This is a genomic window from Streptomyces massasporeus (genome assembly GCF_014648995.1).
GTDB lineage: Bacteria > Actinomycetota > Actinomycetes > Streptomycetales > Streptomycetaceae > Streptomyces > Streptomyces massasporeus.
The window spans coordinates 201,879-226,937 of record NZ_BMSE01000007.1; the positions used below are offsets into that span (position 1 = coordinate 201,879).

Consider the following 25,059-nt stretch of genomic DNA (forward strand, 5'->3'; position numbering starts at 1 on the left):
ACGTTAGCCATGCCCGCCCCCGCTGTAAAGCGACCCGCCCGACACTGAAGCGCACGCACGGGGGTACTCGCCGGCCATGGGCGAAGAACAGCAGGTCAGCAGCTCATACTGGCTCGAGACCGCACCGGACGGCCACCACCCGGCACTGGACGGGGATCTGGGCGTCGACGTGGCCGTGATCGGCGCCGGGATCGCCGGCCTGAGCACGGCGTGGGAGCTGACGCGCGCCGGGCGGAGCGTGGCCGTGCTGGAGGCCGGACGGGTCGCGGCCGGCGTCACCGGGCACACCACCGCCAAGGTCACCGCGCTGCACACGCTCGTCTACGACAAGCTGCGGCGCACCCGCGGCCCCGAGGGCGCTCGGCTCTACGCCCGTTCCCAGTCCGAGGCGATCGGGCACGCGGCCCGGATCGCGGAGGAACTGGGCGTCGACTGCGAGTGGGAGACGAGGAGCGCCTACACCTACGCGCGCGACCCGGGCCGGGTGGCGCAACTGCGCGCCGAGGCGGAGGCCGCGGCCGAGGCCGGGCTGCCCGCCTCGTTCGTGACGGAGACCGGGCTGCCCTTCCCCGTGGCGGGCGCCGTCGAGGTCACCGGGCAGGCCCAGTTCCATCCGCGCAAGTACCTGCTGGCCCTCGCCGCCGACCTGGTCGAACGCGGCGGGCGGATCTTCGAGAACACCACCGTCCTGGGCCTGGACGAGGGCGAGCCGTGCAGGCTGTCGACCGCGACCGGGGCGACCGTCCGGGCCCGGGACGTCGTCGTCGCGACGCACTACCCGATCTTCGACCGGGCCCTGCTGTTCGCCCGTCTGTCCACGCGCCGCGAACTGGTCGTCGCCGGGACGATCCCCGCCGGCCAGGACCCGGACGGCATGTTCATCACGCCCGACGAGGACACCCGCTCGGTGCGCACCGCGCCCCTCGAGGGCGACCGGCGGCTGCTCATCGTCACCGGTGAGCACTTCACTCCGGGCACCTCCGACCCGCGGGCCCGTCTCGAACGCCTCACCGCCTGGGCCACCGGCCACTTCCCGGACCTGGAGGTCACCCACCGGTGGGCCACCCAGGACACCGAGCCCACGGACACCGTGCCGATGGTCGGCCCGCTGCACCCCGGCGCCCGGCACGCGTACGTGGCCACCGGCTTCGGCGGCTGGGGCATGACCGGCGGCATCATGGCCGGCCGGCTGCTGACCGCGCAGATCACGGGCGAGGAGTGCGAGTGGAGCGGGCTGTACGACCCGCGCCGGCTGAAGACCGCGGTGCGTGAGGCGCCTGCGTTGCTCAAGACGCAGGCCAAGGTCGCCGGGCACTTCGTGGGCGACCGGCTGCGGCCCTCCCCGCCGGTGGAGTCCCTGCCGCCCGGCGAGGGCGCCGTGGTCCGGGCCGACGGCCACCGGGTCGCGGTGTACCGGGACGAGGACGGCGGCCTCCACGCCGTCTCCGCCCGCTGCACCCACCTGGGCTGCCTGGTCGACTTCAACGCCGCCGAACGTGCCTGGGAGTGCCCCTGCCACGGCTCCCGCTTCGACACCGACGGCAAGGTGATCCAGGGCCCGGCGACCAAACCCCTGGAACAGCGGGACCTCTGACGGCTCGCCCCGGACCTACGCTGGACGTATGAGCGACGACGACTACTGCCTGATCGACGCGACCAGGCCGCCCGTGGCGGACGGGCCGCCGTACGCGGAGTGCGTGCTGTGCCGGGAGCCGACGGAGCACCCCGAGTCGTACAAGGGCATCACGCTCTGCCCCGTCTGCGAGTGGCAGGAGGCGCAGCGCACCGCCTGTTCAGGGTGATCTGCGGGAGGCCAGCGCACCGGCCAGGGCCAGCGCTGCGGCCATGACCAGGGCCGCGGCGGCCAGGGGCAGCAGCGGCAGCGGGACGGTGCCCCGCTGCGAGCCGGTCACCAGGCCCTGCACGGCCGCCTGGGCGGGTGAGCCGGTGGCCACCAGGGACAGCAGCGCCGCGAGCAGCAGGGCGAGGACGGCCCGGCCCGGCGACCGCAGCAGGGGCCTGCTGGTGAGCGCCCCGACGGCCGTGCCGAGCAGGGCGCAGGCCAGGGCGGCGAGCAGCCCTGCCCCGCAGGCGGCGGCGAGCGGCACCCGGGTGCTGTGGTCCGAGGCGACCGGGTCGCTGAGCAGCGTCACCACCAGGATCGCGAGCGTGCCGAGGGCCGTCGCACCGGCAAGGGCGACCAGCAGACAGGCCACATGAGCTCGCCCGGGCCCTGCGGCCGCGGCCACACAGCCACGGGCGGCGTCGGGTTCGCCCGTGACGCAGACGCGCGCCAGCCAGGCGGCGACGGGCAGCAGGGCGGCGGCCGTGTACCCGAGGGAGTCGAGCACCGGCTGCCCGGCCTGGATGCTGATCGCGAGGAAGGCCGCGTAGAGCAGAAACGGGGGCAGCCAGCGCTGCGACCTCAGCAGCAGGGCGGCGTGGTAGCGCATCAGGGCGGTCACCGGCGGCTCCTGTGTGTGGTCATCCGTGCCGTCCCGGGGCCGCGGTCCGCGGTGTCACGCTCACCACGTGCCAGGGCGGGCGGGCCGTCAGCAGGGTGCGGAGCAGGACGTCGGAGTGCGGGGCGGGGACGCGGAGGCGGTAGCGGCCCGGCCCGGTCTCCTCCGCCGAGGTGACCGTCCGGCGCACGTCCTCGGGCAGCCGTCCGTCCGGCGGGCCCTGCACCTCGACGAGCACGTGCGGACCGGACGCGTCCGGAGCCCGCGAGGGCTCCTGCCGGACGACGCCCGCATCGCGCACGGCGTACGTCGCGTCGGGCAGGCCCGCGAGGCGGCGCGGGTCGTGGTCGACGAAGACCACGGATCCGCCGGCCGCCGTGCGTTCGGCGACCGCGCGCTCCAGCTCGGCGCGGGCCGCGGTGTCCAGACCGGTCCACGCCTCGTCCAGCACCAGCAGCTCGGGCTCCCCCAGCAGGGCCTGGGCGACCGCGACCTTCTGGCTGCTGCCCTTCGACAGCCGGGCCATCGGCGTCTCGGCGTACGCGGCGGCGCCGAGGCGCTCCAGCCATTCCCCGGCGGCCCGGGCGGCCGTCGCCCGGGGCAGGCCGTGCACGGTGCCGAGGTGGGTGAGGTAGCCGGCGGCGGTGAAGGGCAGGGCCGGCGGGAACCGCTCGGGGACGTACGCCGTGCGCGGCCGGCCGGTGACGCGGCCCTCGCTGAGGGCGTCGATGCCGGCGAGCAGCCGCAGCAGCGTGGACTTGCCACTGCCGTTGGCGCCCTCGATGCGGACGAGCCGTCCCGGAGCCACCGTCAGGTCGACACCGCGCAGCACCCAGGGCCCCCGCAGTCCGTAGCGGCGGCCCGCGTCGCGCAGGCACAGGTCGGGTCGCATGCGGCCATCCTGCACGATCTCCCGGCTGGCACACTGGGTTTCGTGAGCGAAGACCCGACGCCCGTGAGCGACAGTCCCTTCCGGTCCGAACCCTCGGCGCGCGACGAGGCACCGCAGTTCGTGCTGCCGCTGGTCGTGCGGATCGAGAAGACGGAGCCGCCGGCGCGCACGGACGCGCTGGAGACGTCCGCTCGGGCCGTGCTGACGATCCTGGCCGACGAGCGGTCGGCCGGCGAGGGCGAGTGGGCCGGGGCGATGCGGGACTGGCAGGACGCCCGGATCCGCAAGGTGGTGCGGCGGGCACGGGGCGCGGAGTGGCGGCGTGCCGAGGCGCTGCCCGGCATCACGGTCACCGGCAAGTCGGCCGAGGTGCGGGTCTTCCCGCCCGTCCCGCTGGACGGCTGGCCCAAGGACCTGGCCAGGCTCCAGGTGTCCGGCACCGATCTCGACGACCCGGAGCCGCCGGTGGACGCGGACCCCACCGCCCCAGTGCTGTGGCTGAACCCCGACCTCGGCATGTCGGCCGGCAAGGCCATGGCCCAGGCCGGGCACGCCGCACAACTGGCCTGGTGGGAGCTGTCCGACGAGGAGCGGACCGCCTGGCGCGACGCGGGGTTCCCGCTCGCCGTCCGGACGGCCGAGGCGGCCCGCTGGTCCGAACTGACCGGCATCGGGCTTCCGTTGGTGCGCGACGCGGGGTTCACGGAGATCGCGCCCGGCTCGTGCACGGTCGTCGCGGACCACCCGGTGCTGCGCCGGGAGCCGCACGGGTCCGGCCGCGCGGCGTCCACCCGTTCGCAGTAGCCGCGGGCGCGCCGGTCCCGGGTGAGTGCTCCAGTGGGGTTACCAGCCACCCGACCCAGGAGGCAGCCATGACCAGCGCCGCGCCCCCTCCCCCCGCCCCGCCGGCCCCCGGCGACCGGACGCCCGGCGGCTCCGGTTCAGGTGGTTCCGGCGACCCGTGGGCGGCCGGGGGGCTCGTCCTCGGGGGTGTCCTGATGGTCGTCTACGGCCTCTTCGCCGTGCTCCAGGGCATCGCGGCGATCGCCGGCGACGAGGTGTACACGAGCTTCGGCCAGTACTCCTTCGCGTTCGACCTGACCGCGTGGGGCTGGATCCATGTGATCGTCGGCGTGCTCGTGGTGGTGGCCGGGCTCGGCCTGTTCACCGGAGCCGACTGGGCCCGGGTCGCGAGCGCGATCGTGGTCGGTCTGGCGCTGATCGCGAACTTCCTCTGGCTGCCGTACCAGCCGTTCTGGTCGATCATCATGATCGTGACCGGCCTGTTCGTCCTCTGGTCGGTGTTCAACTACCGCTCCTCACGCCCGGTGTAGCACCTCCCCCGGCCGGTCAGGACGGCGGCGGGCGCCGGTCGCGCTCGGCGACCACGCTGTGCAGCCGGCGGGTCAGCGCGGTGGCCGCCGCCGTGAGGAAGACGAACGTGTACACGACCTGAGCGACGGTCACCAACCGGGCCTCCTGTCCGCGCGGGGTGATGTCGCCGTAGCCGACGGTCGCCAGCGTGACGACGGTGAAGTACAGCGCGTCGACCCGGGTGTGCAGGCCGGTGAACTGGCCCGGCTGCCGGGCGAGTGCGTAGTAGCCGGACGAGAAGACCAGCACGGCCAGGCACATCAGCATCGAGATCATGATGCCCGAGCGGGCCTGCGGCCTCTCCAGCACGATGTCGCGCACGTGGCGCAGCAGCAGCGCGGCGACGAGCGCCAGGCAGATCACGAACAGCGGCCAGCCGAGCCAGGGCCGGTCGGCGCCGAGCCCTTCCAGCGGCAGCAGGAAGTAGGCCGTACCGGCCGCCACGAGCAGGGCTCCGGCCCCGATCCGCAGCCGGCGCAGACCGGCCGGCCCCGATTCCGGTTCCCGCTTGCGCGCGGGGTGGCGGGGCTGCTCGCTGCCTTCGGGCATGGGTCCGGTCTATGCCGAATAGGGGCGAGACACGACCTTTGTACGTCCGTCGGTGGGGGCGGGGAGCGGGACCCGCAAACCTCAAATGTTGCTCTGAAGGAGGGCGGGGCGCGGTTCGGGCGCCGGCGGCTGGGCCATACCCCCCTCACGTTCGAGGAACGGGTCGGGTGGAGGAGGGGACGATGGAGCGACTGGGGACGGGCATCGGGTGGCGGCCGGAGATCGCGGACGCCGTGGAGCGGATGCCGGGGATCGACTGGGTCGAGGCGGTGGCCGAGAACGTCTGCCCCGGCCATCTGCCCGACTCGCTGCGTCGGCTGCGCGAGCGCGGCGTCACCGTGGTGCCGCACGGCGTCTCGCTCGGCCTCGGGGGCGCGGACCGGCCCGACGCGGGACGGCTGACCACGCTGGCCGAGCGCGCCGAGGCGCTGGGCTCCCCGCTGGTCACCGAGCACATCGCGTTCGTACGGGCGGGCGGGCCGCTGACGGCGTCCCCGCACCTGGAGGCGGGCCATCTGCTGCCCGTCCCGCGGACCCGGGACGCCCTGGACGTCCTGTGCGAGAACGTACGGATCGCGCAGGACGCGCTGCCGGTGCCGCTGGCCGTCGAGAACATCGCCGCGCTGATCTGCTGGCCGGGCGAGGAGATGACGGAGGGCCAGTTCCTCTACGACCTCGCCGACCGCACGGGTGTCCGCCTCCTCATCGACGTCGCCAACCTGCACACCAACCACGTCAACCGCGGCGAGGACCCCTCCAAGGCCCTCGCGGAGCTCCCGTTGGAGGCCATCGCCTACGTCCATGTCGCGGGCGGTGTCGAACGCGACGGCGTCTGGCACGACAGCCACGCCCACCCGGTCCCCCGGCCGGTCCTGGACATCCTCACGGACCTCGCCTCCCGCGTCTCGCCTCCGGGTGTCCTCCTGGAACGGGACGAGAACTTCCCGGAACCGGCGGAGCTGGAGAACGAGCTGAGCGCGATCCGCCGGGCACTGGAGGCCGGAGCCGTCGAACGCGTGAAGACGGAACTCCGCTCGGCCGCCGGTGCGACTGCCGCGCGGCGGACGGAGCCCGAGGGCGTCGGGGCCGGGCTGTTCGGGGAGGCGGGCGCCGCACGGCAGGAGCCCACCCGCGGCGGCGACGGTGAACTGCTCGGGGCTGCCGCCCTCGGACTGCCGAGCGAGGCCCGGGGCGGGGACGGTGAGCCGTCCGTCGGGGTCCGGGCCACGCGGCGGGAGGGCGCCCGGGGTGCCCGGGGCCAGGCACCGGCAGGGGCCGGAGCCGCACGGCGGGGCGATGAGACCGGGGCGGCCGGGGCGACACGGGGCGCCTTCGGCCTGCCCCCTCAAGAGGGTGCCGACGAGGCCCGGCAGCGGCTCGGGCTGGCGCAGGCGGCGCTGCTGTCGGCGCTGGTCGCGGGGACGCCCGTGCCCGAGGGGTTCGACCGGGCGCGGGTCGGTGTGCAGGCGCGGGCGCTCGCCGCCAAGCGGGCGGACGTCGTGGCGAAGGTCGCCCCCGAACTGCCGGTGATCCTCGGGGAGGAGTACCGCACGGCGTTCCTCGGTTACGCCCAGACCCACCCGATGACCGACGGCTACCGGCGTGACGCCCTCACCTTCGCCGAGCACCTGCTGTCCACCGGGCGCCCCGGGGACACGCGGGCGCGGCGGGAGCTGCGGGAGTGGTGGCTGGAGCGGTCGGGCCCGAAGCCGCGTTCCCGGCGGTCCGTCCGCCGGCTGGCCCACGCCACGCGCAGGGCCCTGTCACGGCGTTGACGGCCGAGGGGCCCGGATCCCGGGCCCCTCGCTCCTCGTCTCACGTCTGCCGGGGAGGAGAATCACCGGACATCGAACCGGTCTTCTTCTCCGGCACGGCGTCACCCGCCGGCGCCTCACCCCGGCCGTAGTGGTGCGTCGTGAACATGTAGATCAGGCCCGTCCCCAGCACCACGCCGCCGCACAACAGGACGATCCAGTTCTCCCACCAGGACTTCTCCGGGCTGCGGGCCCAGCAGATGTTGATGATGGCGAGGATGCCGTAGGCCAGCGCGGCGATGTTCACCGTCAGGCCCCAGCGGCCCAGGGTGAACTCCCCCGTCGGTTTCCAGCCCTTGAGCCGGGCGCGCAGCGCGGCCAGGACCACCATCTGGAACGAGCCGTAGATGCCGAGGATCGCGAACGAGACGATGTTGGTGAGGGCGTCCTCGGAGAGCAGTGAGGCGAAGGCGATGATCAGCGGCACCACCGCGGACACGAACAGCGCCCAGCTCGGCACCGCACGGGCGTGGACGAACCGCCGCAGCAGCCGGTATCCGACGATCATCTCGTCCCGGGCGTAGGAGTAGATGAGCCGCCCGGCCGCGGCCTGGAGGCTGATCGTGCAGGACAGGAAGGAGATCAGCACCACGGCCATCACCAGCCTCGCCCCGGTCTCGCCCATGGCGTCGTACAGCACGTCCACCACCGGGTCGGCCTGCTCGCCCGAGATGATCGCGTTGAAGTCCGTGACCGACAGCAGCAGTGACATGCAGGTGAACGTGGCCGCCGCGCCGCCGATGTAGATGGTGCGGCGCATCGCGCGGGGGATGACCCGGCCCGGGTGGGCGACCTCCTCGGCGGTGTCGCCGCACGCCTCGAAGCCGTAGTACTGGTAGAGGCCGATGATGCCGGCTGCCAGGAACGCCGGCAGGTAGGAGCCGTCTCCCTCGACGCCGTAGGTGTCGAAGATGACGCCGAGGCCGTGGTGACGGTGGGTGGCCAGCAGGTAGACGCCGACGACGAGGGCGCCGATGAGCTCGCCGGCGAAACCGATGAGCGCCGCCGCCGACAGTGCCTTGGTGCCCATGTAGTTGATGAGGATGGCGACGACGATGAGCACGGCGGTGCACAGCACGGTGGTGTGCACGGTGGCTCTGAAGCCGAAGAGGATGGCGATGTAGGGGCCGGCGCCGTAGGCGACGGAGGTGATGGTCACCAGCAGCGCCCACATGTACACCCAGCCGGTCATCCACGCCCAGCGCTTGCCCCACAGCCGCCGGGCCCAGGGGTAGACACCGCCCGCGATCGGGTACTGGGCGACGATCTCGCCGAAGATCAGCGCGACGAGGAACTGGCCGCAGCCGGCGACCAGGAACGCCCAGATCATCGGCGGTCCGCCGTCGGCGATCGCGATGCCGAAGAGCGTGTAGGTGCCCACCACCGGGGAGAGGTAGGTGAAGCCGAGGGCGAAGTTGGCCCAGGGGCCCATGTCCTTGCGGAACTCGGAGCCCGGCTCCCCGGAGGGCACGCCGGACGCCGGCGCTGGGGGCTGCGTACCGGTCACTGCTGGGACCTCCGGTCTCCGGTGATCAGGTCGGCGGCCCGCTCGGCGGCGAGCAGCACGGTCACCATCGGGTTGATCGTGGGCATCGTCGGGAACACCGACGCGTCGACGATCCGCACGCCCTCGAAGCCGCGCAGTCTCAACTCGGGGTCGCAGACGGCCGCCGGGTCGTCCGCCGCGCCCATCCGGCAGGTGCCGGCCGGGTGGTAGACGGTGTGTGCCACGCGGCGGCCGTACTCCGACAGGTCGGCGTCGGAGACGACGTCCGGGCCGGGCGCGACCTCGCGGACGAGCCAGTCGCGCAGCGGATCGGTCGCGGCGACCTCGCGGGCCACCTTGAGGCCGTCGACGATGGTGCGCTCGTCGTGGCCCTCGGGGTCGGTGAAGTACCGGAAGTCCAGGGCCGGGTGCTCGGCGGGGTCGGCGCTGCGCAGCCACATGCGGCCGGTGGAGCGGGCCCGCGGCACGTTCGGCGTCATGCACACCCCGTGCTGCGGTACGGGGTAGCCCAGGCGTTCGGTGTTGACGGTGAACGGCACCTGGTAGAAGTGGAACATCAGGTCGGGACGCGGCCGGCCCTTGTCGCGGCGCAGGAACAGGCCGGCGTCGGAGTCCATCGCGGAGTTGGGCGGCAGCGGGCCGTCGGTCTCCCAGACGATCACGGACTCGGGGTGGTCCAGCAGGTTCTCCCCGACGCCGGGCAGGTCGGCCCGTACGTCGATGCCCAGGGCGCGCAGGTCGTCGGCCGGGCCGATGCCGGAGAGCATCAGCAGGCGGGGGGTGTCGATGGCGCCGGCGCACAGCAGGAGTTCGCGTTCGGCGCGCACGGTGGCGGGTTGCCCGTCGGCCCCGCGGACGGCGACCCGGGTCAGCCGCCCCGCGTCGTCGGTGAGCAGCCGGTGCGCCCAGGTCTCCAGGAGGAGCGTGAGGTTGGGCCGGTCCATGACCGGGTGGAGGTAGGCGACGGACGCGGAGGAGCGCAGGTTGCCCTCCGGCTGGTAGGCCAGCGAGAAGAACCCGGTGCCGTCGGCGAAGGGTTCGGCGTTGAAGTCGTCGACGACGGGGACGCCGAGGGCCCGGGAGGCCGCGGTGACGAAGTCCTTGGCGATGGGGTTGCGGTCGGCCTCGGCCACCGGGACGATCTGCGTGAGCAGCCGGTCGCGGTAGGGCAGGATCGTCGCCGGGTCCCAGCCGGAGCAGCCGTGGCTCACCCAGTCGTCGAGGTCCTGCGGCAGCGGCAGGAAGCTGATCAGGGTGTTGTGCGAGGAGCAGCCGCCGAGCACCCGGGCCCGGGAGTGCAGGATGTGCGAGTTGCCGCGCGGCTGCTCGACGGTGGTGTAGCCGTAGTCGAACTCCGAGCCGAGCAGGTTGATCCAGTTGCGCAGGCGCAGGATGCGCTCGTCGCCGACATCGCTGGGGCCGCCCTCGACGACGCAGACGCGGCAGTCGGGGTCCTCGCTGAGCCGGGCGGCGAGCACACAGCCGGCGGTGCCGCCGCCGACGATGACGTAGTCATAGGCGGACTCGGCGCCGTGCGCGGGGGTGGTGGCCATGGGATGCCTTTCTTCGGTGGTCGTCGTGCCACGGGCGGACGGTGGGGGTGTGTCCGGTCAGCCCTTGAACCAGCCGGAGGGGGCGGGGGCGAGGTTCTGGTAGATGTGCTTGGCCTCCTGGTATTCGCGCAGCCCCGTGGGGCCGAGCTCGCGTCCGACGCCGGAGCGGCCGAAGCCGCCCCACTCGGCCTGCGGTACGTAGGGGTGGAAGTCGTTGATCCACACGGTGCCGTGCCGCAGCCGCTGGGCGACGCGCTGGGCACGGCTCGCATCCGAGGTCCACACGCCGCCGGCGAGGCCGTAGCGGGTGTCGTTGGCCAGTTCCACCGCCTCGTCCTCGGTGCGGAAGCGTTCGACGGTGACGACCGGGCCGAAGACCTCCTCCTGGACGATGCGCATGGACCGGTCGCAGTCGGCGAAGATCGTCGGCAGCAGGAAGAAGCCGCCGGCGAGGGCGGGGTCGTCGGGGCGGGTGCCTCCGGTGACGAGCCGGGCGCCTTCCTCCTTGGCGACGGCGATGTAGCCCTCGACCTTCTCGCGGTGCTCGGCGGAGCTGAGCGGGCCGCTCTCGGTGCCCTCCTCCAGGCCGTTGCCGAGCCGGATCGCCCGGGCGCGCTCGGCGTAGGCCTCGACGAACCGGTCGTGCAGGGAGTCCTCGACGAGCAGGCGCGAACCGGCCGAGCAGACCTGCCCGGAGTGCAGGAAGGCGGCGTCGAGGGCGTAGTCGACGGCGGCGTCGAAGTCGGCGTCGGCGAAGACGATGTTGGGGTTCTTGCCGCCCAGTTCCAGGGCGATGTTCCGGGGCCCCTCGGCGGCGGCGGCCATGATGGCCCGGCCGGTGTTCAGGCCGCCGGTGAAGGAGACCATGTCGACGTCGGGGTGGCCGGTCAGGGCCGCGCCCACGGTCGCCCCGGAGCCGAGCACGAGGTTGGCGACGCCGGGCGGGGCGCCGGCCTCCTCGATGAGCCGGATCATGGTGATGGTGGTGAGCGGGGTGGTCTCGCTGGGCTTGAGGACGAAGGTGTTGCCGGCGGCCAGCGCCGGGGCGACCTTCCAGGAGGCCTGGAGCAGCGGGTAGTTCCACGGGGCGATGAGCGCGCACACGCCGATCGGCTGGTAGACGACCCGGCTGAGGACGTCCGGGCCGACGTCGACGACCCGGCCGCCGTCCTTGCCTGCGAGTTCGGCGAAGTAGCGGAAGGCGTTCGCCACGTCCTCCACGTCGATCCGGGCCTCGGTGAGCGTCTTGCCGGTGTCGAGCGTCTCGGTGCGGGCGATGTCCTCGCGGTCGCGCAGCAGCAGGTCGTGGACGCGCATCAGCAGGTCGGCGCGGCGGCGGGAGGGGGCGTTCGCCCAGTCCTCCTCGGCGAAGGCGCGCCGGGCTGCGCGCACGGCGCGGTCGACGTCGGCGGCGTCGGCCTCGTCGACTGTGGTGACGACCGAGGCGTCGTAGGGGTTGACCACCTCGCGCCGGCCACCGGCCGCCGCCTGTGTCCACTCGCCGTCGATGTACAGCTCACCCACCGCGGGGCCTCCTTCACGTCCGGCCGGAGCCCGATCGGCTCGACGGTCAGCAACATGGCCCATCCGGCGGGCGGCGGCCACGGGGCACACCGCCGCGACGGCGTCCGGGCGGCTCAGAGGACCCAGGTGGGCTAGTCGCCCCGCCCCGGGCGTGCGGCGCCCGAGTGTGCCGGGGCTGACACCCGGATGACGTGCGAGGCATGAGGGATGAATTCTTCCTCTTCACACCAGTACGTCCCTCATCCCGTGTCCCGTATTTGTCCCTGCTCACCCCCGAATCAACCATTCCTCCCTGTACGGCAGTTGGCCTAGACCCGGAAGTAACATGTCAACCCGGCACCCGGAGCGCACTGGCGTGCGGTGCCGTATCAGGAGGCACCACCATGCGACCGCGACCCCCCGTCAAGGGCCGAGGCGTCTTCAGCGGCACAGGGCTCATCGTCACGTGCCTGGCGGCGACGCTCGCCGCGCTGGTCTTCCCGCTCTGGTCGTACACGGACCAGCCGGAGCCCGCGCCGACCGTACCGAGCGCCCACACCCTGCAGACGAGCCACGGCCCGCTCTCCGCGCTCGACCAGGACTTCCTCACGAAGGTCCGGCTGGCCGGGCTGTGGGAGCTGCCGGCGGGGCGGCAGGCGCAGTCGAAGGGGACCACGCCGGCCGTCCGGACGGCGGGCCGGCACCTCGTCGAGGGGCACCGGTTCCTGGACGAGCGGGTCCGCGACGTCGCCGCCCGGCTCGGCCTCACCCTGCCCGACGAGCCCAGCGAGCAGCAGAAACAATGGCTGGACCGGCTCGATGGGGCACAGGGCGAGGACTACGACCGCGAGTTCGCCACCATCCTGCGGCTGGCTCACGGCAAGGTGTTCCCGGTCGTCGCCCAGGTCCGCGCGAGCACCCGCAACTCCCTGGTGCGCGAGCTCGCCGACGACGCCAACACGACCGTCCTCGACCACATCAAGGTTCTGGAGGCCACGGGTTACGTCGACTTCGACGCCGTGGCCCGCGACCTGGCCGGCGGCAGTGCTCCCCCGGCCGCCGACCCGGGGACGGTCGCGCCGCCGCCTTCGTCACCCTCGCCGGACTACACGCTCCCGCCGCCCGCCTACAGCCCGCCACCGGACTGAAACGGAACGTCACGTACCGGCAACACTCCGTCCGGATTGTGAACGAGGCATGGTGTTTTCGGGACCGTGTCACATACAAACAACATATGCTCTGGGTTCTTTTCCTGCTGGCGGCCTGGGCCGTGGCCGGCACGGCGTGCACCCGCCTGTGTCTGGCCGCCGTGCGCGCGGCGGCCGTGGACGCGGGCACCGGCCGGGGGCGTGAACTCACGCTGTACGAGGCGGCGTTCCTCTCCGGCGGCCCCCGGCGGGTCGCCGACGTGACCCTGGTCGCCATGGCCCGCCAGCGCCGGCTGCTCCTGGCCCACACCGGCTGGGCGACGGTCGTCGACCCGCGCGGGCGGGACGAGATGGAGCGGTCGGTGATAGGGGCCATCGGTCCCGAAGGACAGTGCCGTATCGCGCCGGTGCGGGCCACGGCCGCCGCGGCGGACCCGGTGCGCGGGATCGCCGAGGGGCTGGTGCGCGCGGGGCTCGCGGTGCCGGACAGTGCCCGCACGACGGTCGCCACGGCCGTCCGGCAGGTGCGCGTCGCGGCCGTCGCCGTCCTCGGGCTGGGCGTGGCCGCGCTGCTGACGCCGCTTCCGCCGGACATGCCCCGGCACCTGGTCGCCCTGTGGTTCGCGCTGCCGCTCGCCCTGACCCTGAGCTGCCTGGCCGTCGCCCGGATCGAGATCCACCCCTACTCGCGCTGGGCCTCCCCGGCCGGCCAGCGGCTGCTCGGCGCGCTGACCCACACCGCGGACGGCGCCGCCGACGACCGTACGTACCTCACCTCGGTGGCCGTACGGGGCGTGCGCGCGATCGGCGAACCGGACCTGCGCGCCGCGTTCGCGCACCGCGAGTCGCACGACTGACCGGCCGGGGGCGCTCGGGGGCACGGGGCCCGACACCGGCCGACGGTGCTTGCCTTCCCCTCCGCCCGCACGAAACATCCCTTTCGTCGCCACCGTGCACCGAAGGGATACGCGATGAGAGCCGCCCTCCTCTACTCGGCCGCCGGGTCCTTGCTGCTGAGCGCCCTCACCGGGGCCCCGGACGCCGAGGACCGGACGGGCGCGGCCGAGCGGCGCGGCACCGCCGTGGCCGCCGCGCGCGCGAAGGCGGCCGGTGTCGACTTCGGCCCGTGCCCCGACGCGCAGGACCTGCCGGGCCGCATGCAGTGCGGCACGGTGAGCGTCCCGCTGGACTACGCCCGCCCGGACGGTCGGCAGATCGAGCTCTCCGTCAGCAGGGCCCAAGCCACGCGGAAGGACCCGCAGAACGACAAGCACACGGTCCTCCGGCAAGGCGCCCTCGTCCACAACCCGGGCGGTCCCGGTGCCACCGGCCTGTACTTCCCGCTCATCGGCCTGCTCCCCGAGTGGAAGCGGATCGCCGCCGCGTACGACCTCGTCGGCTACGCTCCGCGCGGGGTCGGCCGTTCGGCACCGCTGTCGTGCAAGGACCCGAAGCAGTTCCTCACCGGGCCCTCGCAGGCGCCGGCCCACCCCTCGGAGGCGTACAAGAGGGAGCGCATCGCGAAGGCGAAGGCGTACGCGCGGGGTTGCGCCGAGCGGAACGGCGGTGCGCTGCGGCACTACCACTCGCTGAACAACGCCCGCGACCTCGACGTGCTGCGCGCCGCACTCGGCGAGGAGCGGCTGACCTTCATGGGCTCGTCGTACGGCACCTACTTCGGCGCCCTGTACGCGACGCTGTTCCCCGCGCACGTACGGCGGATGGTGTTCGACTCGGTGGTCCACCCCGGCCCCGGGCGGATCTGGTACCGCAACAACCTCGCCCAGTCGGCGGCGTTCGAAGACCGCTGGCGGGACGTCCGGCAGTGGATCGCCCGGCACGACGACGTGTACCGGCTGGGCGCGACGGAGCGGGAGGTGCTGCGCAGTTACGAGCGGGCGAGCGCGAGGCTGGCCGCCGAGCCGGCGGGCGGGAAGGTCGGGCCGGGGCAGTTGCACGGGGCGTTCTTGCAGGCCGGCTACTACGACGACCAGTGGCCGCACCGCGCGCACGCGCTGTCGGCGTACCTCAAGGGTGATGCGAAGCCCCTGATCGAGCAGATGGAGCAGCACCCGGAAGCTGCGGCCGAGGCGGAGAACTCCCGCGCGGTCTATGTGACCGTCGAGTGCAACGACGCCCCCTGGCCCACGGACTGGAAGGTGTGGGACCGGGACAACACCCGGCTCGCACGGGTTGCGCCCTTCGAGACCTGGGACAACGTGTGGACGAACCTGCCGTGCGCCTACTGGCGGGCGCCCCGGCAGCGGCCGCTCGACGTCGGCGCCGGGCCGGGCGAGCTGCCGCCGACCCTGATCCTGGCCGCCGAGCGGGACGCCGCCACGCCGTACGACGGCGCCCTCGCACTCCACGACCGCCTGGCGGGCTCGGTGCTGGTGACGGAGCGGGACGCGGGCGCCCACGGGCTGGTGGGCGGCCAGAACGCCTGCGTCAACGGGCACCTGGAGGCGTATCTGCTGGAGGGCCGGCTGCCGGGACGCAGCGCGCGGTGCGCCCCGCACGCCGAGCCGAAGCCGACGGCCCCGGACCGGGCGGCCGGGGCCGGGGGACACATCCGCTGATCAGGCCAGAGAGGCGACCAGCTCGGCGATGTCCTTGCGGCGGCCCGTGTAGAACGGCACCTCCTCGCGGACGTGCATACGGGCCTCCGAGGCGCGCAGGTGACGCATGAGGTCGACGATGCGGTACAGCTCGTCGGCCTCGAAGGCGAGGAGCCACTCGTAGTCGCCGAGGGAGAACGAGGCGACGGTGTTGGCGCGCACGTCCGGGTAGCCGCGGGCCATCTTGCCGTGGTCGGCGAGCATGCGGCGGCGGTCCTCGTCGGGCAGCAGGTACCAGTCGTAGGACCGCACGAAGGGATAGACGCTCACGTAGTTGCGGGGCGTCTCGTCGGCGAGGAACGCCGGGATGTGCGAGCGGTTGAACTCGGCGGGGCGGTGCAGCGCCATGTTCGACCAGACGGGCTCCAGGGCGCGGCCCAGCTTCGTCCGGCGGAAGAGGTTGTACGCCTCCTGCAGCGCGTCGCTGGTCTCCGCGTGCCACCAGATCATGAGGTCGGCGTCGGCGCGCAGGCCCGAGACGTCGTAGGTGCCGCGGACGGTCACGTCCTTGGCGGCGAGCTGGTCGAACAGCTCCTGGACCTCGTCGGCGTACCCGGCGCGGTCCTCGGGGAGGACGTCCTTCAGCTTGAAGACGGACCAGAGCGTGTAACGGATGACCTCGTTGAGGTCCTTGGCCAGCTTGCCCTTGTTCGCGATGCGGTCGGGCGCGGCGCTGGAGGCCGTGGTGGAGGCGTCGTCACTCATGCCTCTCATTCTCCCGCTCCGCCGTGCAGGCTCTGCACCGGGTGGGCGGTGAGCTCCTCCACACCGCCCGCGTCGCCGTGGATCTGGTCCACGGCCGCGTACGCACTGGCGATGCAGGCCGGGATGCCGACGCCGTCGTACGGGGCGCCGCAGACGGCGAGGCCGGGGAGCCGGGCGATGTGCTCGCGGATGCGGGCGACGCGGGCGTGATGGCCGACGGGGTACTGGGGCAGGCCGCCGTCCCAGCGGGTGACCCGGGTGGCGACGGGCGTGGCGTCCAGGCCGGTCGCCGCCTTCAGGTCGTGCCGGGAGACCTCGACCAGCTCGCGGTCGTCGCGCTGGAGGATCTCCGTCTCGCCGTACCGTCCGACGGAGGTGCGCAGGACGACCAGGTCCGGGTTGTCGTCGGCGATCCAGCCCCATTTCTGCGAGGCGAACGTGGACGCCTTGATGGTGCGCCCGTCGACCGGCGGCACGAGGAAGCCGCTGCCGTCGGGCAGGGCCGTCTCGTCGCGGCGGTAGGCGAGGGTGACCAGGGCCATGGAGGCGTACTCGACGGCGTCGAGCTCGGCGGCGGCCCCGGGGGTCTCGGCGCGCAGCAGCCGGGCGGCGACCGGAGCGGGGGCGGCGACGACCACGGCGTCCGCGCGCCACTCGCGCTCACCGGAGCCGACCTGCCAGCCGCCCTCGGGCGTGCGACGCAGCTCCGTCACCGGCGTCCGGGTGAGGATCTCGCCCCCGCGTGCCCGGACCGAGTCGGCCACCGCGAGGGGCAGGGTGCCGATGCCGCCCCGGATGCCCATGAACACCGGGCCGGTCTGCTGCGCGGCGGCCGCCTTGGCCTGGAGCTCGCGGACCCCTTCCGTCAGGGAGGTGTGGGTCCGGGCCACCTGGAAGAGCTGCGGGACGGCCGAACGCATGGAGATGCGGTACGCGTCGCCCGCGTACACCCCGCCCAGCATGGGCTCCAGCAGGCGGTCGACGACCTCGCGGCCGAGGCGCTCCGCCACGTACTCCCCCACCGCCACGTCGTCGCCGACCTCGGTGCGGGGCAGCTCGGCGTCCCGCTCGATGCGGGCGAGGCCCTCCTCGGACAGCACACCGGCCAGGGCCGACGCGGTGCCGGGCACGCCCATCACATGCCCCTTGGGGAAGGGGCGCAGGGTGCCGCGGGTCCAGAGCGAGGCCGTGGCGGTCGCGGGGGGCTGCAGGCGGTCGGCGAGGCCCACCGCGCGTGCCAGCGCCACCGCCTCGGGGCGGCGGGCCAGCATCGACTCGGCGCCGAGGTCCACGCGCGCACCCGCGACCTCCCCGGGCAGCAGCTTGCCGCCGACCCGGTCGGACGCCTCCAGCACGGTCACCCGCGCCCCGCGCTCCAGCAGCCGGTGTGCGGCGGCCAGTCCCGCGATGCCCGCCCCGATGACGACGACCTGCCCTTGAACTTCGCGCATGCCCCCAGCCTCTCAGACCCCACCGACAGCGCCGCCGCGCCCCGGTGTCCGCCACGAGTCCCGACCGTGACCGCATCGGAACCGTCCCGGACCAAACGATCGGCGCCGTCCGGGCGTCGAAGAAGCGTCAGCAGAATCGACCCCCGGGGGATGCCCGCATGCGCACACGACGATCCGTACGACGCCCCGCCCCGGCCCTGGCCGCGCTCCTGCTGGCCGCCGCCCTCGCACTCACGGGGTGCAGCGCCGGGGACGACGCCTCGGGCGGCAGCAATGCCGCCGCCGACCACGGGGCGGACGACAAGGGCGTCTCGGGCGAGGCCGCCCCCGGCGGCACCGGCAGCGGCGCCAAGGCCACGGCGCCGCCGAAGCTCGCCGCGAGCCACATCATCCGCACGGCCTCCCTGACCGTGCAGGTCAAGGACGTCCCGAAGGCCCTGGACCAGGCCCGCACCGGCGTGGAGAACGCGGGCGGCTACGTCGGAAACGAGACGACCACCCGGGACGCCGAGGGCCATGAGCGCACCCGGGTCGTGCTGCGCGTGCCCGTCGAGAAGTACGACGAGGTCCTCGCCGAGCTGGAGGGCTCCGGCAAGCTCCTCGACCGCAGCGCGAAGGCCGAGGACGTCACCGACCAGGTCGTGGACGTGGAGAGCCGCATCACCACGCAGCGCGCGAGCGTGGCCCGGATCCGCGAACTGATGGACCGGGCCACGAAGCTCAGCGACGTGGTGACCCTGGAGGGCGAACTGAGCACCCGCCAGGCCGACCTGGAGTCGCTGCTCGCCCGGCAGAAGTCCCTGAAGGACCGCGCCAGCCTGGCCACCATCACCCTGTCGCTGTCCGAGACCCCGGTGAAGAAGGCGGCCGAGGACGACGACCCGGGCTTCGTGGACGCGCTCGCGGGCGGCTGGAGCGCCTTCGTGACGATGCTGCGCTGGCTCGCCGTCGCCCTCGGCGCGGTCCTGCCGTTCGCGGCGGTGGCCGCACTGATCGTCCTGCTGTGGCTGCGCGTCGTACGCCCTCGCCTGCCGCGCCGCCCCGCTCCCGCGCCCACGGCGACCGCGCTGGGTCCGCTGCCGACGGCCCGTCCGGCCCCGGAGGCGACGCAGCCGCGGACCCCGGGTGAGCGGGACTGAAATGCCCTGCTCCCGTAGCGTGTTCGCATGAACATGAGCCGTGCACGGGAGCGACTGGTCGTCGTCGGCGGCGACGCCGCGGGCATGTCCGCGGCGTCGCAGGCCCGCCGTTTGAGGGGCCCCGACGAGCTGGAGATCGTGGCGTTCGAACGGGGCCACTTCACGTCGTACTCGGCGTGCGGCATCCCTTACTGGGTCGGCGGCGACGTCAGCGAACGCGACCGGCTCATCGCCCGCACCCCCGAGGAGCACCGTGCCCGGGACATCGACCTGCGGCTGCGCACCGAGGTCACGGAACTCGACCCCGACGGGCAGCGGGTACGCGCGCGTGACCTGGAGTCCGGCGAGGAGTCCTGGACGTCGTACGACCGACTCGTGATCGCGACCGGCGCCCGGCCGATCCGGCCGGACATGCCCGGGGCCGACGCGGCCGGGGTGCACGGCGTGCAGACGCTGGACGACGGGCAGGCGCTCCTCGACACGCTGGAGGGCACGCGGGGCCGCCGCGCGGTGGTCGTCGGGGCCGGTTACATCGGCGTGGAGATGGCCGAGGCGCTGATCAAGCGCGGTTACGAGGTGACGGTCGTCAACCGGGGCAGCGAGCCCATGTCGACCCTCGACCCCGACATGGGCCGTCTGGTGCACGAGGCCATGGAGGGCCTGGGCATCACGATGGTGAACGACGCCGAGGTCACGAAGATCCTGACCGGCGAGGACGGAGCGGTGCGGGCGGTGGTCACCGAGGACCGCGAGTTCCCCGCGGATGTCGTCGTGCTCGGCATCGGCGTCCGCCCCGAGACGGCCCTCGCGAAGGCCGCCGGCCTCCCCCTCGGCTCGCACGGCGGTCTCCTCACGGACCGCTCGATGCGGGTGCGCGGCCACGAGGACATCTGGTCCGGCGGCGACTGCGTCGAGGTCCTCGACCTGGTCTCGGGCCAGGAGCGGCACGTCCCGCTCGGCACCCACGCCAACAAGCACGGCCAGGTCATCGGGACCAACGTCGGCGGCGGCTACGCGACCTTCCCGGGCGTGGTCGGCACGGCGGTCAGCAAGGTCTGCGACCTGGAGATCGCCCGCACGGGCCTGCGGGAGAAGGACGCCCACCGGGTGGGCCTGCGCTTCGAGGCGGTCACCATCGAGTCGACCAGCCGTGCGGGCTACTACCCGAACGCCTCCGCCATGACGGTCAAGATGCTCGCCGAGCACCGCACGGGCCGCCTCCTCGGTGTCCAGATCGTCGGCCGGGAGGGCGCGGGCAAACGCGTCGACATCGCGGCGGTCGCCCTCACGGCAGGCATGACGGTGGAACAGATGACGGCCCTGGACCTCGGCTACGCCCCACCGTTCTCCCCGGTCTGGGACCCGGTCCTGGTGGCGGCCCGCAAGGCGGCGGCGAAGGTGCGCGGTTCCGTGTGAGGTGGGGCGGGGCCGCGCCCTCAGGGGCCTCGGCGCGGGGAACTGCGCGAGAAACCACAACGGGCCCGCACCTGCCGACGTCCCCGCACCCCTCCGGCGAAACGGCCTATGCCGTCCCAGCCGTACCGTTGATCCGGTCGATCGCCTGCCGCGCCTGCTCCGCCGGTGGCCGGGACGGCAACGACGACACCGACGCCGGAGCGGCCGTCACCGCCGGCGGCTGCTCCCCCGCCGGCTTCGCGTGCGAAGCCACCCGGGTCGACCGCAACCGGTGGCTCACCGCCTCCTCCAGCGTCACGGGCCGCCGCAACTGCGTGGCCAGCCGCCCCGCCTCCTGACCCAGGCGGGCCACGTCCTCCCAGGGCAGCCGCACCACCAGCGTCAGCTCCGCCTCACCGTCGGGCAGTGCGTGCATCGCGGGAGTAACTCGGTCGTTCATCGCCTGTTCCTCACGTCGGCCCCGCGACCCGCCTTCCCCGCGCCGCGGGCGGTTGCCGAGACATACGCACGCGCGTGCGGCCGCGTTCAGCGGACCGGCCGATCGGACCCCGCGTCAGCGCGCGGTCTGCGTGTGCACGTGCTCCACGAGCCGCGTCAGCGCGTCCGGGTCCGTGGACGGCATGACGCCGTGGCCGAGGTTGAAGATGTGGCCCTCGAGGTCCTTCGCCGAGTCCAGGACCTCCAGGGTCTTCGCCTCGACGGCCTCCGTCGAGGCGAACAGCACGGTCGGGTCGAGGTTGCCCTGGAGCGCCTTGCCGGGGCCGACGCGGCGGGCGGCCTCGTCCATCGGGACGCGCCAGTCGACGCCGACGACGTCCGCGCCGGCCTCGCCCATGAGACCCAGCAGCTCGCCGGTGCCGACACCGAAGTGGATGCGCGGCACGCCGTACCCGGCCACGGCCTCGAAGACCTTCGCCGACGCCGGCAGCACCGAACGCCGGTAGTCGACGGGAGCCAGCGCACCGGCCCAGGAGTCGAACAGCTGGACCGCCGAGGCACCCGCCTCGATCTGCACCTTCAGGAACGCGGCGGTGATGTCCGCGAGGCGGTCGAGCAGGTCGGCCCACAGCTCGGGGTCGCCGTACATCATGGCCTTGGCGTTCTCGTACGTGCGTGACGGGCCGCCCTCGACCAGGTAGCTGGCGAGGGTGAAGGGCGCGCCGGCGAAGCCGATGAGGGGCGTGGCGCCGAGCTCGCGGGTGAGCAGGCCGATGGCCTCGGTGACGTAGGAGACGTCCTCGGGGGTGAGGTCGCGCAGCTGCGCGAGGTCCTCGCGGGTGCGGATCGGGCGCTCGACGACCGGGCCGACGCCGGGCTTGATGTCGAGGTCGATGCCGATGGCCTTGAGCGGGACGACGATGTCGCTGAAGTAGATCGCCGCGTCCACGCCGTGCCGGCGCACCGGCTGGAGCGTGATCTCGGTGACCAGTTCCGGACGCATGCAGGACTCGAGCATCGGGATGCCCTCGCGCACCTTGCGGTACTCCGGCAGTGAGCGCCCGGCCTGCCGCATGAACCACACCGGCGTGTGCGGCACGGGCTCGCGCCGGCAGGCCTTGAGGAAGGCGGAGTCGTGCGGGGCGGACGGCTGCTGGACCCGGGGGGCGTCGTTGGCACTCACGGGCCAAGTTTCGCACGCCGTCGGACGGCACTATTCAGCCCCTGGAGAGGTGCGGGGTGTCTAGCCCGGCACCCGGGCTCCGGTCCCCGTAATCTTCCCGCATGGCTGCGGCTCAGGGACGACTGTCGGACGGCGCTGGCGGAATGGACGAAGCGAAGGACACCGAGAACGACCGGCGGGAGGCGGACTCCGCCCCGCCGGCCTTCCGGGCCGCTGTCGACGCGCTCAAGGCGGCGCGGCTGCGGCCCCAGATCGAGGTCGAGCCGACGCCCCCGCCGAGGCGCCTCGCTCCTCACAGCTACGCGCTGGAGGCCGCGGTCGTCGACGGCGACCAGGACCTGGCCGACGGCCGGCTGGTGCTGCTGCACGACCCGGCCGGGCACGACGCCTGGCAGGGCACCTTCCGGCTGGTGACGCTGGTGCGCGCGGAGCTGGAGCCGGAGATGGCGGCGGACCCGCTGCTGCCGGAGGTGTGCTGGTCCTGGCTGACCGGTGCCCTGCAGACGCGCGGGCTGACGTACGGGGAGCCGAGCGGCACCGTCACACGCGCAAGCTCCCACTACTTCGGCGGGCTGTCCGCGCGCCCGGCCGCCTCGCAGATCGAGATCCGTGCGTCGTGGACGCCGCGCGAGGGCCTGGGCGGAGCCCCGGACACGGCCGCGCATCTGGCGGCCTGGTGCGATCTGCTGGCCCAGATCGCGGGGCTGCCCCCGGCCGGCCCCGGGGACGCGTCCGTCGTGACCCTCCCCCAGCGGCGAGGACCGCAGTCCCGCTGATCGAACCCCCTGATCGACCCCCGACCGCCCCGCACTGATCGACCTTGTGCGGGGCGGTCAACCATGTCCGGTCGACGATCACACCTGAGTACCCCTCTTGGCCGAATCACTTTGTCGATACGGCCACTTTCGACCGCGTACCGACGCAGACCGGAACTGTCCGGCCTTCGAATGATCGACCGCGTGTCCGAATTGCACGGATTGTTATCACCGAATCGTGATCATTCTCTAAAGGCGGACGGGTTCGGTGCCGAAGACGACTGTGACCTTGAAAGCACGGTTCGTCCCGGCTTCACCCCCGCGAGCCGGCCCCGTCCCGCCCCCCAGGAGGCCTGGTGTCCGTTCTCCTCGAGCAGCCCGCAAGCCTGGTCGCCTACCGCCCGAACAAGCCGACCGCCATGGTGGTCGTGGCCGACCCGCGCGTCCGTTCCACCGTCACCCGCCATCTGTGGGCGCTCGGTGTGCGCGACGTCATCGAGGCCTCGTCCATCGCGGAGGCTCGTCCCCGCATCGGCAACCCCCGCGACATCTGTGTCGCCGACGTCCACCTGCCGGACGGCTCCGGCCTCACCCTGCTGTCGGAGACCCGCGCCGCGGGCTGGCCCAACGGGCTCGCCCTCTCCGCCGCCGACGACATCGGCGCCGTGCGCAACGCACTCGCCGGCGGAGTGAAGGGTTACGTCGTCACCGGCACCCGTACCAACGTCGGGCTCCCCACCCGGCCGGGCGCCGCCCCCATCGGCGCCGCCGCCGCGCGACTGCACCGCCGCCCCCCGGGTGCCCCGAGCCACCCGGGCGGCTACCGCGAACTGTCCGGCCGCGAGGTCGAGGTGCTGCGGCTGGTCGCGGAAGGCCAGTCGAACAAGGCGATCGGCGTCTCGATGGGCCTGTCCGCCCTGACCGTCAAGAGCCACCTCGCCCGCATCGCCCGCAAGCTCGGCACGGGCGACCGTGCCGGCATGGTCGCGGTGGCGCTGCGGACCGGGATCATCCACTGACCCGATCCGCCGTGACCCTTCGTGATCATTCATTCACGTGAACGGGGTCGGCCGTCGACCCCGTTCACGTCACACACGGTTCGTGAACCCGCCGCTTCCCCGACATGACTGGTTTGCGACCCTCGGGCGCCCGTCGACGGAACGTTCCGTCGGCGGGCGCTGTCCATACATGGATACCCTTGACAGGTGACCGACGCCCACGACACCGCAGCAGACAGCTCACTGCGAACCACCGGAGGCGCCCCTCCGGACGACGGCGGATCTTCTGCTACGGAGGCGCCGATCCCTTTGCTGGAGCCGCGTGAGGGCATTCCGCCCGTCATCGCGGACGAGACCGCCCTGGCCCGGGTGATCGCCGCCTTCGAGGCGGGGTCCGGGCCCGTCGCCGTCGACGCCGAGCGCGCGTCCGGCTACCGCTACGGGCAGCGTGCCTACCTCGTGCAGCTGCGCCGCGAGGGCGCCGGAACGGCCCTCATCGACCCCGTGGCCTGCCCCGACCTGTCCGCCCTCGGCGATGCCCTGTCCGGCGTCGAGTGGGTGCTGCACGCCGCCACCCAGGACCTGCCGTGCCTGCGCGAGATAGGCATGGTGCCGACGCGGCTGTTCGACACGGAGCTGGCCGGGCGGCTCGCCGGGTTCCCCCGGGTCGGCCTCGGCGCGATGGTCGAGAGCGTGCTGGGCTTCGTCCTGGAGAAGGGGCACTCCGCCGTCGACTGGTCGACCCGGCCGCTGCCCGAGCCCTGGCTGCGCTACGCGGCGCTGGACGTCGAGCTGCTCGTCGACCTGCGCGACGCGCTGGAGAAGGAGCTGGACCGGCAGGGCAAGCTGGACTGGGCCCGCCAGGAGTTCGACGCGATCGCCTCGGCTCCGCCACCCGAGCCCCGCAAGGACCCGTGGCGGCGCACGTCCGGCATGCACAAGGTACGCAGGCGGCGGCAGCTGGCCGTCGTACGGGAGCTGTGGCAGACCCGGGACCGGATCGCGCAGCGCCGGGACGTGTCGCCGGGCAAGGTGCTCGGGGACGCGGCCATCGTGGAGGCCGCGCTGGCGCTTCCGGCCAATGTGCACGCCCTGGCCGCGCTGAACGGTTTCGGCCACCGCGTGGGCAAGCGGCAGCTGGAGCAGTGGCAGGCGGCGGTGGATCGGGCCAAGGGGCTGAGCGAGGCGCAGCTGCCGCAGCCCGGCCAGTCGGTGACCGGGCCTCCGCCGCCGCGCGCCTGGGCCGACAAGGACCCCGTGGCCGCGGCGCGGTTGTCCGCGGCCCGGGCCGGGGTGTCGGCGCTGGCCGAGCGGCTGAGCATGCCGCAGGAGAATCTGATCACGCCGGACACCGTGCGACGGGTGTGCTGGGAGCCGCCGGCGGTGGTGGACGCGGAGTCCGTCGGGGCGGCGCTGGCCGGGCACGGGGCACGTCCGTGGCAGGTGGAGCAGGTGACGCCGGTGCTGGTGACCGCGTTGTCCGCCAAGGCGCCGTAGGGCTTCGCGTCGTCCGGCGGCCGCGGGTCGCATGTGGCTGTTCGCGCAGTTCCCCGC

At 73.5% G+C, this 25,059-nt stretch carries 23 protein-coding genes; 13 read left to right on the forward strand and 10 right to left on the reverse strand.

Going from position 1 to position 25,059, the window contains the following annotated elements; genetic code table 11:
• The first annotated feature begins 76 nt into the window (after positions 1-76).
• Together IE153_RS18325 and IE153_RS18330 are read left to right on the forward strand one after the other, a co-directional pair.
• Positions 77-1,594 (forward strand): FAD-dependent oxidoreductase, encoded by a 1,518-nt coding sequence (locus tag IE153_RS18325; RefSeq protein WP_189590754.1) that lies wholly within the window; start codon positions 77-79, stop codon positions 1,592-1,594.
• A gap of 28 nt (positions 1,595-1,622) precedes the next feature.
• Positions 1,623-1,802: a hypothetical protein gene (locus tag IE153_RS18330; protein WP_189590755.1), complete on the forward strand. Its 180-nt coding sequence runs from the start codon at positions 1,623-1,625 to the stop codon at positions 1,800-1,802.
• Here the strand turns inward: IE153_RS18330 and IE153_RS18335 are convergent.
• Complete coding sequence (locus IE153_RS18335) at positions 1,794-2,465, reverse strand: ABC transporter (protein WP_189590756.1); 672 nt, start codon at positions 2,463-2,465, stop codon at positions 1,794-1,796. The two genes, IE153_RS18330 and IE153_RS18335, sit on opposite strands and share 9 nt — an antisense overlap.
• Before the next feature lie 19 nt (positions 2,466-2,484).
• Entirely contained in the window at positions 2,485-3,354 is an 870-nt protein-coding gene (locus IE153_RS18340; RefSeq protein ID WP_189590757.1) for an ABC transporter ATP-binding protein, read from the reverse strand.
• A 42-nt stretch (positions 3,355-3,396) separates the two neighbouring features.
• On the opposite strand from IE153_RS18340, the gene IE153_RS18345 reads away from it, so the two are divergent.
• Both IE153_RS18345 and IE153_RS18350 read left to right on the forward strand, forming a co-directional pair.
• On the forward strand, positions 3,397-4,158 hold the full coding sequence (locus IE153_RS18345) for an aminoacyl-tRNA hydrolase (protein ID WP_189590758.1): 762 nt from the start codon (positions 3,397-3,399) through the stop codon (positions 4,156-4,158).
• A 68-nt stretch (positions 4,159-4,226) separates the two neighbouring features.
• Positions 4,227-4,688 (forward strand): DUF7144 family membrane protein, encoded by a 462-nt coding sequence (locus IE153_RS18350; RefSeq protein ID WP_189590759.1) that lies wholly within the window; start codon positions 4,227-4,229, stop codon positions 4,686-4,688.
• 16 nt (positions 4,689-4,704) lie between these two features.
• Here the strand turns inward: IE153_RS18350 and IE153_RS18355 are convergent, their stop codons facing one another.
• Complete coding sequence (locus IE153_RS18355; RefSeq protein ID WP_189590760.1) at positions 4,705-5,277, reverse strand: potassium channel family protein; 573 nt, start codon at positions 5,275-5,277, stop codon at positions 4,705-4,707.
• A gap of 182 nt (positions 5,278-5,459) precedes the next feature.
• Between IE153_RS18355 and IE153_RS18360 the strand changes: the two genes are divergently transcribed.
• On the forward strand, positions 5,460-7,052 hold the full coding sequence (locus IE153_RS18360) for an MbnB/TglH/ChrH family RiPP precursor modification enzyme (protein WP_189590761.1): 1,593 nt from the start codon (positions 5,460-5,462) through the stop codon (positions 7,050-7,052).
• 40 nt (positions 7,053-7,092) lie between these two features.
• On the opposite strand, the gene IE153_RS18365 is transcribed toward IE153_RS18360, so the two are convergent.
• Genes IE153_RS18365 through IE153_RS18375 form a run of 3 tightly spaced genes read right to left on the reverse strand, consistent with a single transcriptional unit; the run spans position 7,093 to position 11,675 of the window.
• Positions 7,093-8,598, reverse strand: a complete 1,506-nt coding sequence (locus tag IE153_RS18365) for an APC family permease (RefSeq protein WP_229829041.1) — start codon at positions 8,596-8,598, stop codon at positions 7,093-7,095.
• Positions 8,595-10,151, reverse strand: coding sequence for a GMC family oxidoreductase (locus IE153_RS18370; RefSeq protein ID WP_189590762.1), 1,557 nt, complete (start codon positions 10,149-10,151; stop codon positions 8,595-8,597). The genes IE153_RS18365 and IE153_RS18370 overlap by 4 nt, the downstream gene beginning before the upstream one ends.
• A gap of 57 nt (positions 10,152-10,208) precedes the next feature.
• Entirely contained in the window at positions 10,209-11,675 is a 1,467-nt protein-coding gene (locus tag IE153_RS18375) for an aldehyde dehydrogenase family protein (RefSeq protein ID WP_189590763.1), read from the reverse strand.
• Positions 11,676-12,058: 383 nt separating this feature from the next.
• Between IE153_RS18375 and IE153_RS18380 the strand changes: the two genes are divergently transcribed.
• From IE153_RS18380 to IE153_RS18390, 3 genes are all read left to right on the forward strand, one after another.
• Positions 12,059-12,802 (forward strand): DUF4142 domain-containing protein, encoded by a 744-nt coding sequence (locus IE153_RS18380; protein ID WP_189590764.1) that lies wholly within the window; start codon positions 12,059-12,061, stop codon positions 12,800-12,802.
• 86 nt (positions 12,803-12,888) lie between these two features.
• Complete coding sequence (locus tag IE153_RS18385) at positions 12,889-13,659, forward strand: TIGR04222 domain-containing membrane protein (protein WP_189590765.1); 771 nt, start codon at positions 12,889-12,891, stop codon at positions 13,657-13,659.
• Positions 13,660-13,773: 114 nt separating this feature from the next.
• Positions 13,774-15,381, forward strand: a complete 1,608-nt coding sequence (locus IE153_RS18390) for an alpha/beta hydrolase (protein ID WP_189590766.1) — start codon at positions 13,774-13,776, stop codon at positions 15,379-15,381.
• Here IE153_RS18390 and hemQ read toward each other — a convergent pair whose 3' ends face one another.
• Both hemQ and hemG read right to left on the reverse strand, forming a co-directional pair.
• Positions 15,382-16,125: a hydrogen peroxide-dependent heme synthase gene (hemQ, locus tag IE153_RS18395; RefSeq protein WP_189590767.1), complete on the reverse strand. Its 744-nt coding sequence runs from the start codon at positions 16,123-16,125 to the stop codon at positions 15,382-15,384.
• A 5-nt stretch (positions 16,126-16,130) separates the two neighbouring features.
• Positions 16,131-17,576: a protoporphyrinogen oxidase gene (gene hemG, locus IE153_RS18400; RefSeq protein ID WP_189590768.1), complete on the reverse strand. Its 1,446-nt coding sequence runs from the start codon at positions 17,574-17,576 to the stop codon at positions 16,131-16,133.
• A 158-nt stretch (positions 17,577-17,734) separates the two neighbouring features.
• Between hemG and IE153_RS18405 the strand changes: the two genes are divergently transcribed.
• Both IE153_RS18405 and IE153_RS18410 read left to right on the forward strand, forming a co-directional pair.
• On the forward strand, positions 17,735-18,715 hold the full coding sequence (locus IE153_RS18405) for a DUF4349 domain-containing protein (RefSeq protein WP_189590769.1): 981 nt from the start codon (positions 17,735-17,737) through the stop codon (positions 18,713-18,715).
• Between the two features lie 27 nt (positions 18,716-18,742).
• Positions 18,743-20,131 carry an FAD-dependent oxidoreductase gene (locus IE153_RS18410; protein WP_189590770.1) on the forward strand — a complete coding sequence of 463 codons (1,389 nt, stop codon included), beginning with the start codon at positions 18,743-18,745 and terminating at the stop codon, positions 20,129-20,131.
• A gap of 106 nt (positions 20,132-20,237) precedes the next feature.
• On the opposite strand, the gene IE153_RS18415 is transcribed toward IE153_RS18410, so the two are convergent.
• A complete protein-coding gene (locus tag IE153_RS18415) occupies positions 20,238-20,570 on the reverse strand; it encodes a hypothetical protein (RefSeq protein WP_189590771.1) in 333 nt (110 codons plus the stop codon).
• 114 nt (positions 20,571-20,684) lie between these two features.
• Entirely contained in the window at positions 20,685-21,752 is a 1,068-nt protein-coding gene (hemE, locus tag IE153_RS18420) for a uroporphyrinogen decarboxylase (protein WP_097221495.1), read from the reverse strand.
• 101 nt (positions 21,753-21,853) lie between these two features.
• On the opposite strand from hemE, the gene IE153_RS18425 reads away from it, so the two are divergent.
• From IE153_RS18425 to IE153_RS18435, 3 genes are all read left to right on the forward strand, one after another.
• The gene (locus tag IE153_RS18425) at positions 21,854-22,528 is read left to right on the forward strand and encodes a DUF3000 domain-containing protein (RefSeq protein WP_189590772.1); all 675 of its coding nucleotides are present in this window, start codon (positions 21,854-21,856) and stop codon (positions 22,526-22,528) included.
• Between the two features lie 335 nt (positions 22,529-22,863).
• Entirely contained in the window at positions 22,864-23,526 is a 663-nt protein-coding gene (locus IE153_RS18430; protein WP_003993737.1) for a response regulator transcription factor, read from the forward strand.
• Positions 23,527-23,712: 186 nt separating this feature from the next.
• Complete coding sequence (locus IE153_RS18435; RefSeq protein WP_189590773.1) at positions 23,713-25,002, forward strand: ribonuclease D; 1,290 nt, start codon at positions 23,713-23,715, stop codon at positions 25,000-25,002.
• The last annotated feature ends 57 nt before the right edge of the window (positions 25,003-25,059 follow it).

Excerpts from the sequence above, each read along its gene's own strand:
- IE153_RS18415 (WP_189590771.1), bottom strand. The coding sequence starts at position 20,570 with ATGAACGACCGAGTTACTCCCGCGATGCACGCACTGCCCGACGGTGAG.
- IE153_RS18325 (WP_189590754.1), top strand. The coding sequence starts at position 77 with ATGGGCGAAGAACAGCAGGTCAGCAGCTCATACTGGCTCGAGACCGCA.
- IE153_RS18360 (WP_189590761.1), top strand. The coding sequence starts at position 5,460 with ATGGAGCGACTGGGGACGGGCATCGGGTGGCGGCCGGAGATCGCGGAC.
- IE153_RS18390 (WP_189590766.1), top strand. The coding sequence starts at position 13,774 with ATGAGAGCCGCCCTCCTCTACTCGGCCGCCGGGTCCTTGCTGCTGAGC.
- IE153_RS18410 (WP_189590770.1), top strand. The coding sequence starts at position 18,743 with ATGAACATGAGCCGTGCACGGGAGCGACTGGTCGTCGTCGGCGGCGAC.
- IE153_RS18425 (WP_189590772.1), top strand. The coding sequence starts at position 21,854 with ATGGCTGCGGCTCAGGGACGACTGTCGGACGGCGCTGGCGGAATGGAC.
- IE153_RS18380 (WP_189590764.1), top strand. The coding sequence starts at position 12,059 with ATGCGACCGCGACCCCCCGTCAAGGGCCGAGGCGTCTTCAGCGGCACA.
- hemQ (WP_189590767.1), bottom strand. The coding sequence starts at position 16,125 with ATGAGTGACGACGCCTCCACCACGGCCTCCAGCGCCGCGCCCGACCGC.
- hemG (WP_189590768.1), bottom strand. The coding sequence starts at position 17,576 with ATGCGCGAAGTTCAAGGGCAGGTCGTCGTCATCGGGGCGGGCATCGCG.
- IE153_RS18385 (WP_189590765.1), top strand. The coding sequence starts at position 12,889 with ATGCTCTGGGTTCTTTTCCTGCTGGCGGCCTGGGCCGTGGCCGGCACG.
- IE153_RS18340 (WP_189590757.1), bottom strand. The coding sequence starts at position 3,354 with ATGCGACCCGACCTGTGCCTGCGCGACGCGGGCCGCCGCTACGGACTG.
- IE153_RS18405 (WP_189590769.1), top strand. The coding sequence starts at position 17,735 with ATGCGCACACGACGATCCGTACGACGCCCCGCCCCGGCCCTGGCCGCG.
- IE153_RS18355 (WP_189590760.1), bottom strand. The coding sequence starts at position 5,277 with ATGCCCGAAGGCAGCGAGCAGCCCCGCCACCCCGCGCGCAAGCGGGAA.
- IE153_RS18370 (WP_189590762.1), bottom strand. The coding sequence starts at position 10,151 with ATGGCCACCACCCCCGCGCACGGCGCCGAGTCCGCCTATGACTACGTC.
- IE153_RS18350 (WP_189590759.1), top strand. The coding sequence starts at position 4,227 with ATGACCAGCGCCGCGCCCCCTCCCCCCGCCCCGCCGGCCCCCGGCGAC.
- IE153_RS18330 (WP_189590755.1), top strand. The coding sequence starts at position 1,623 with ATGAGCGACGACGACTACTGCCTGATCGACGCGACCAGGCCGCCCGTG.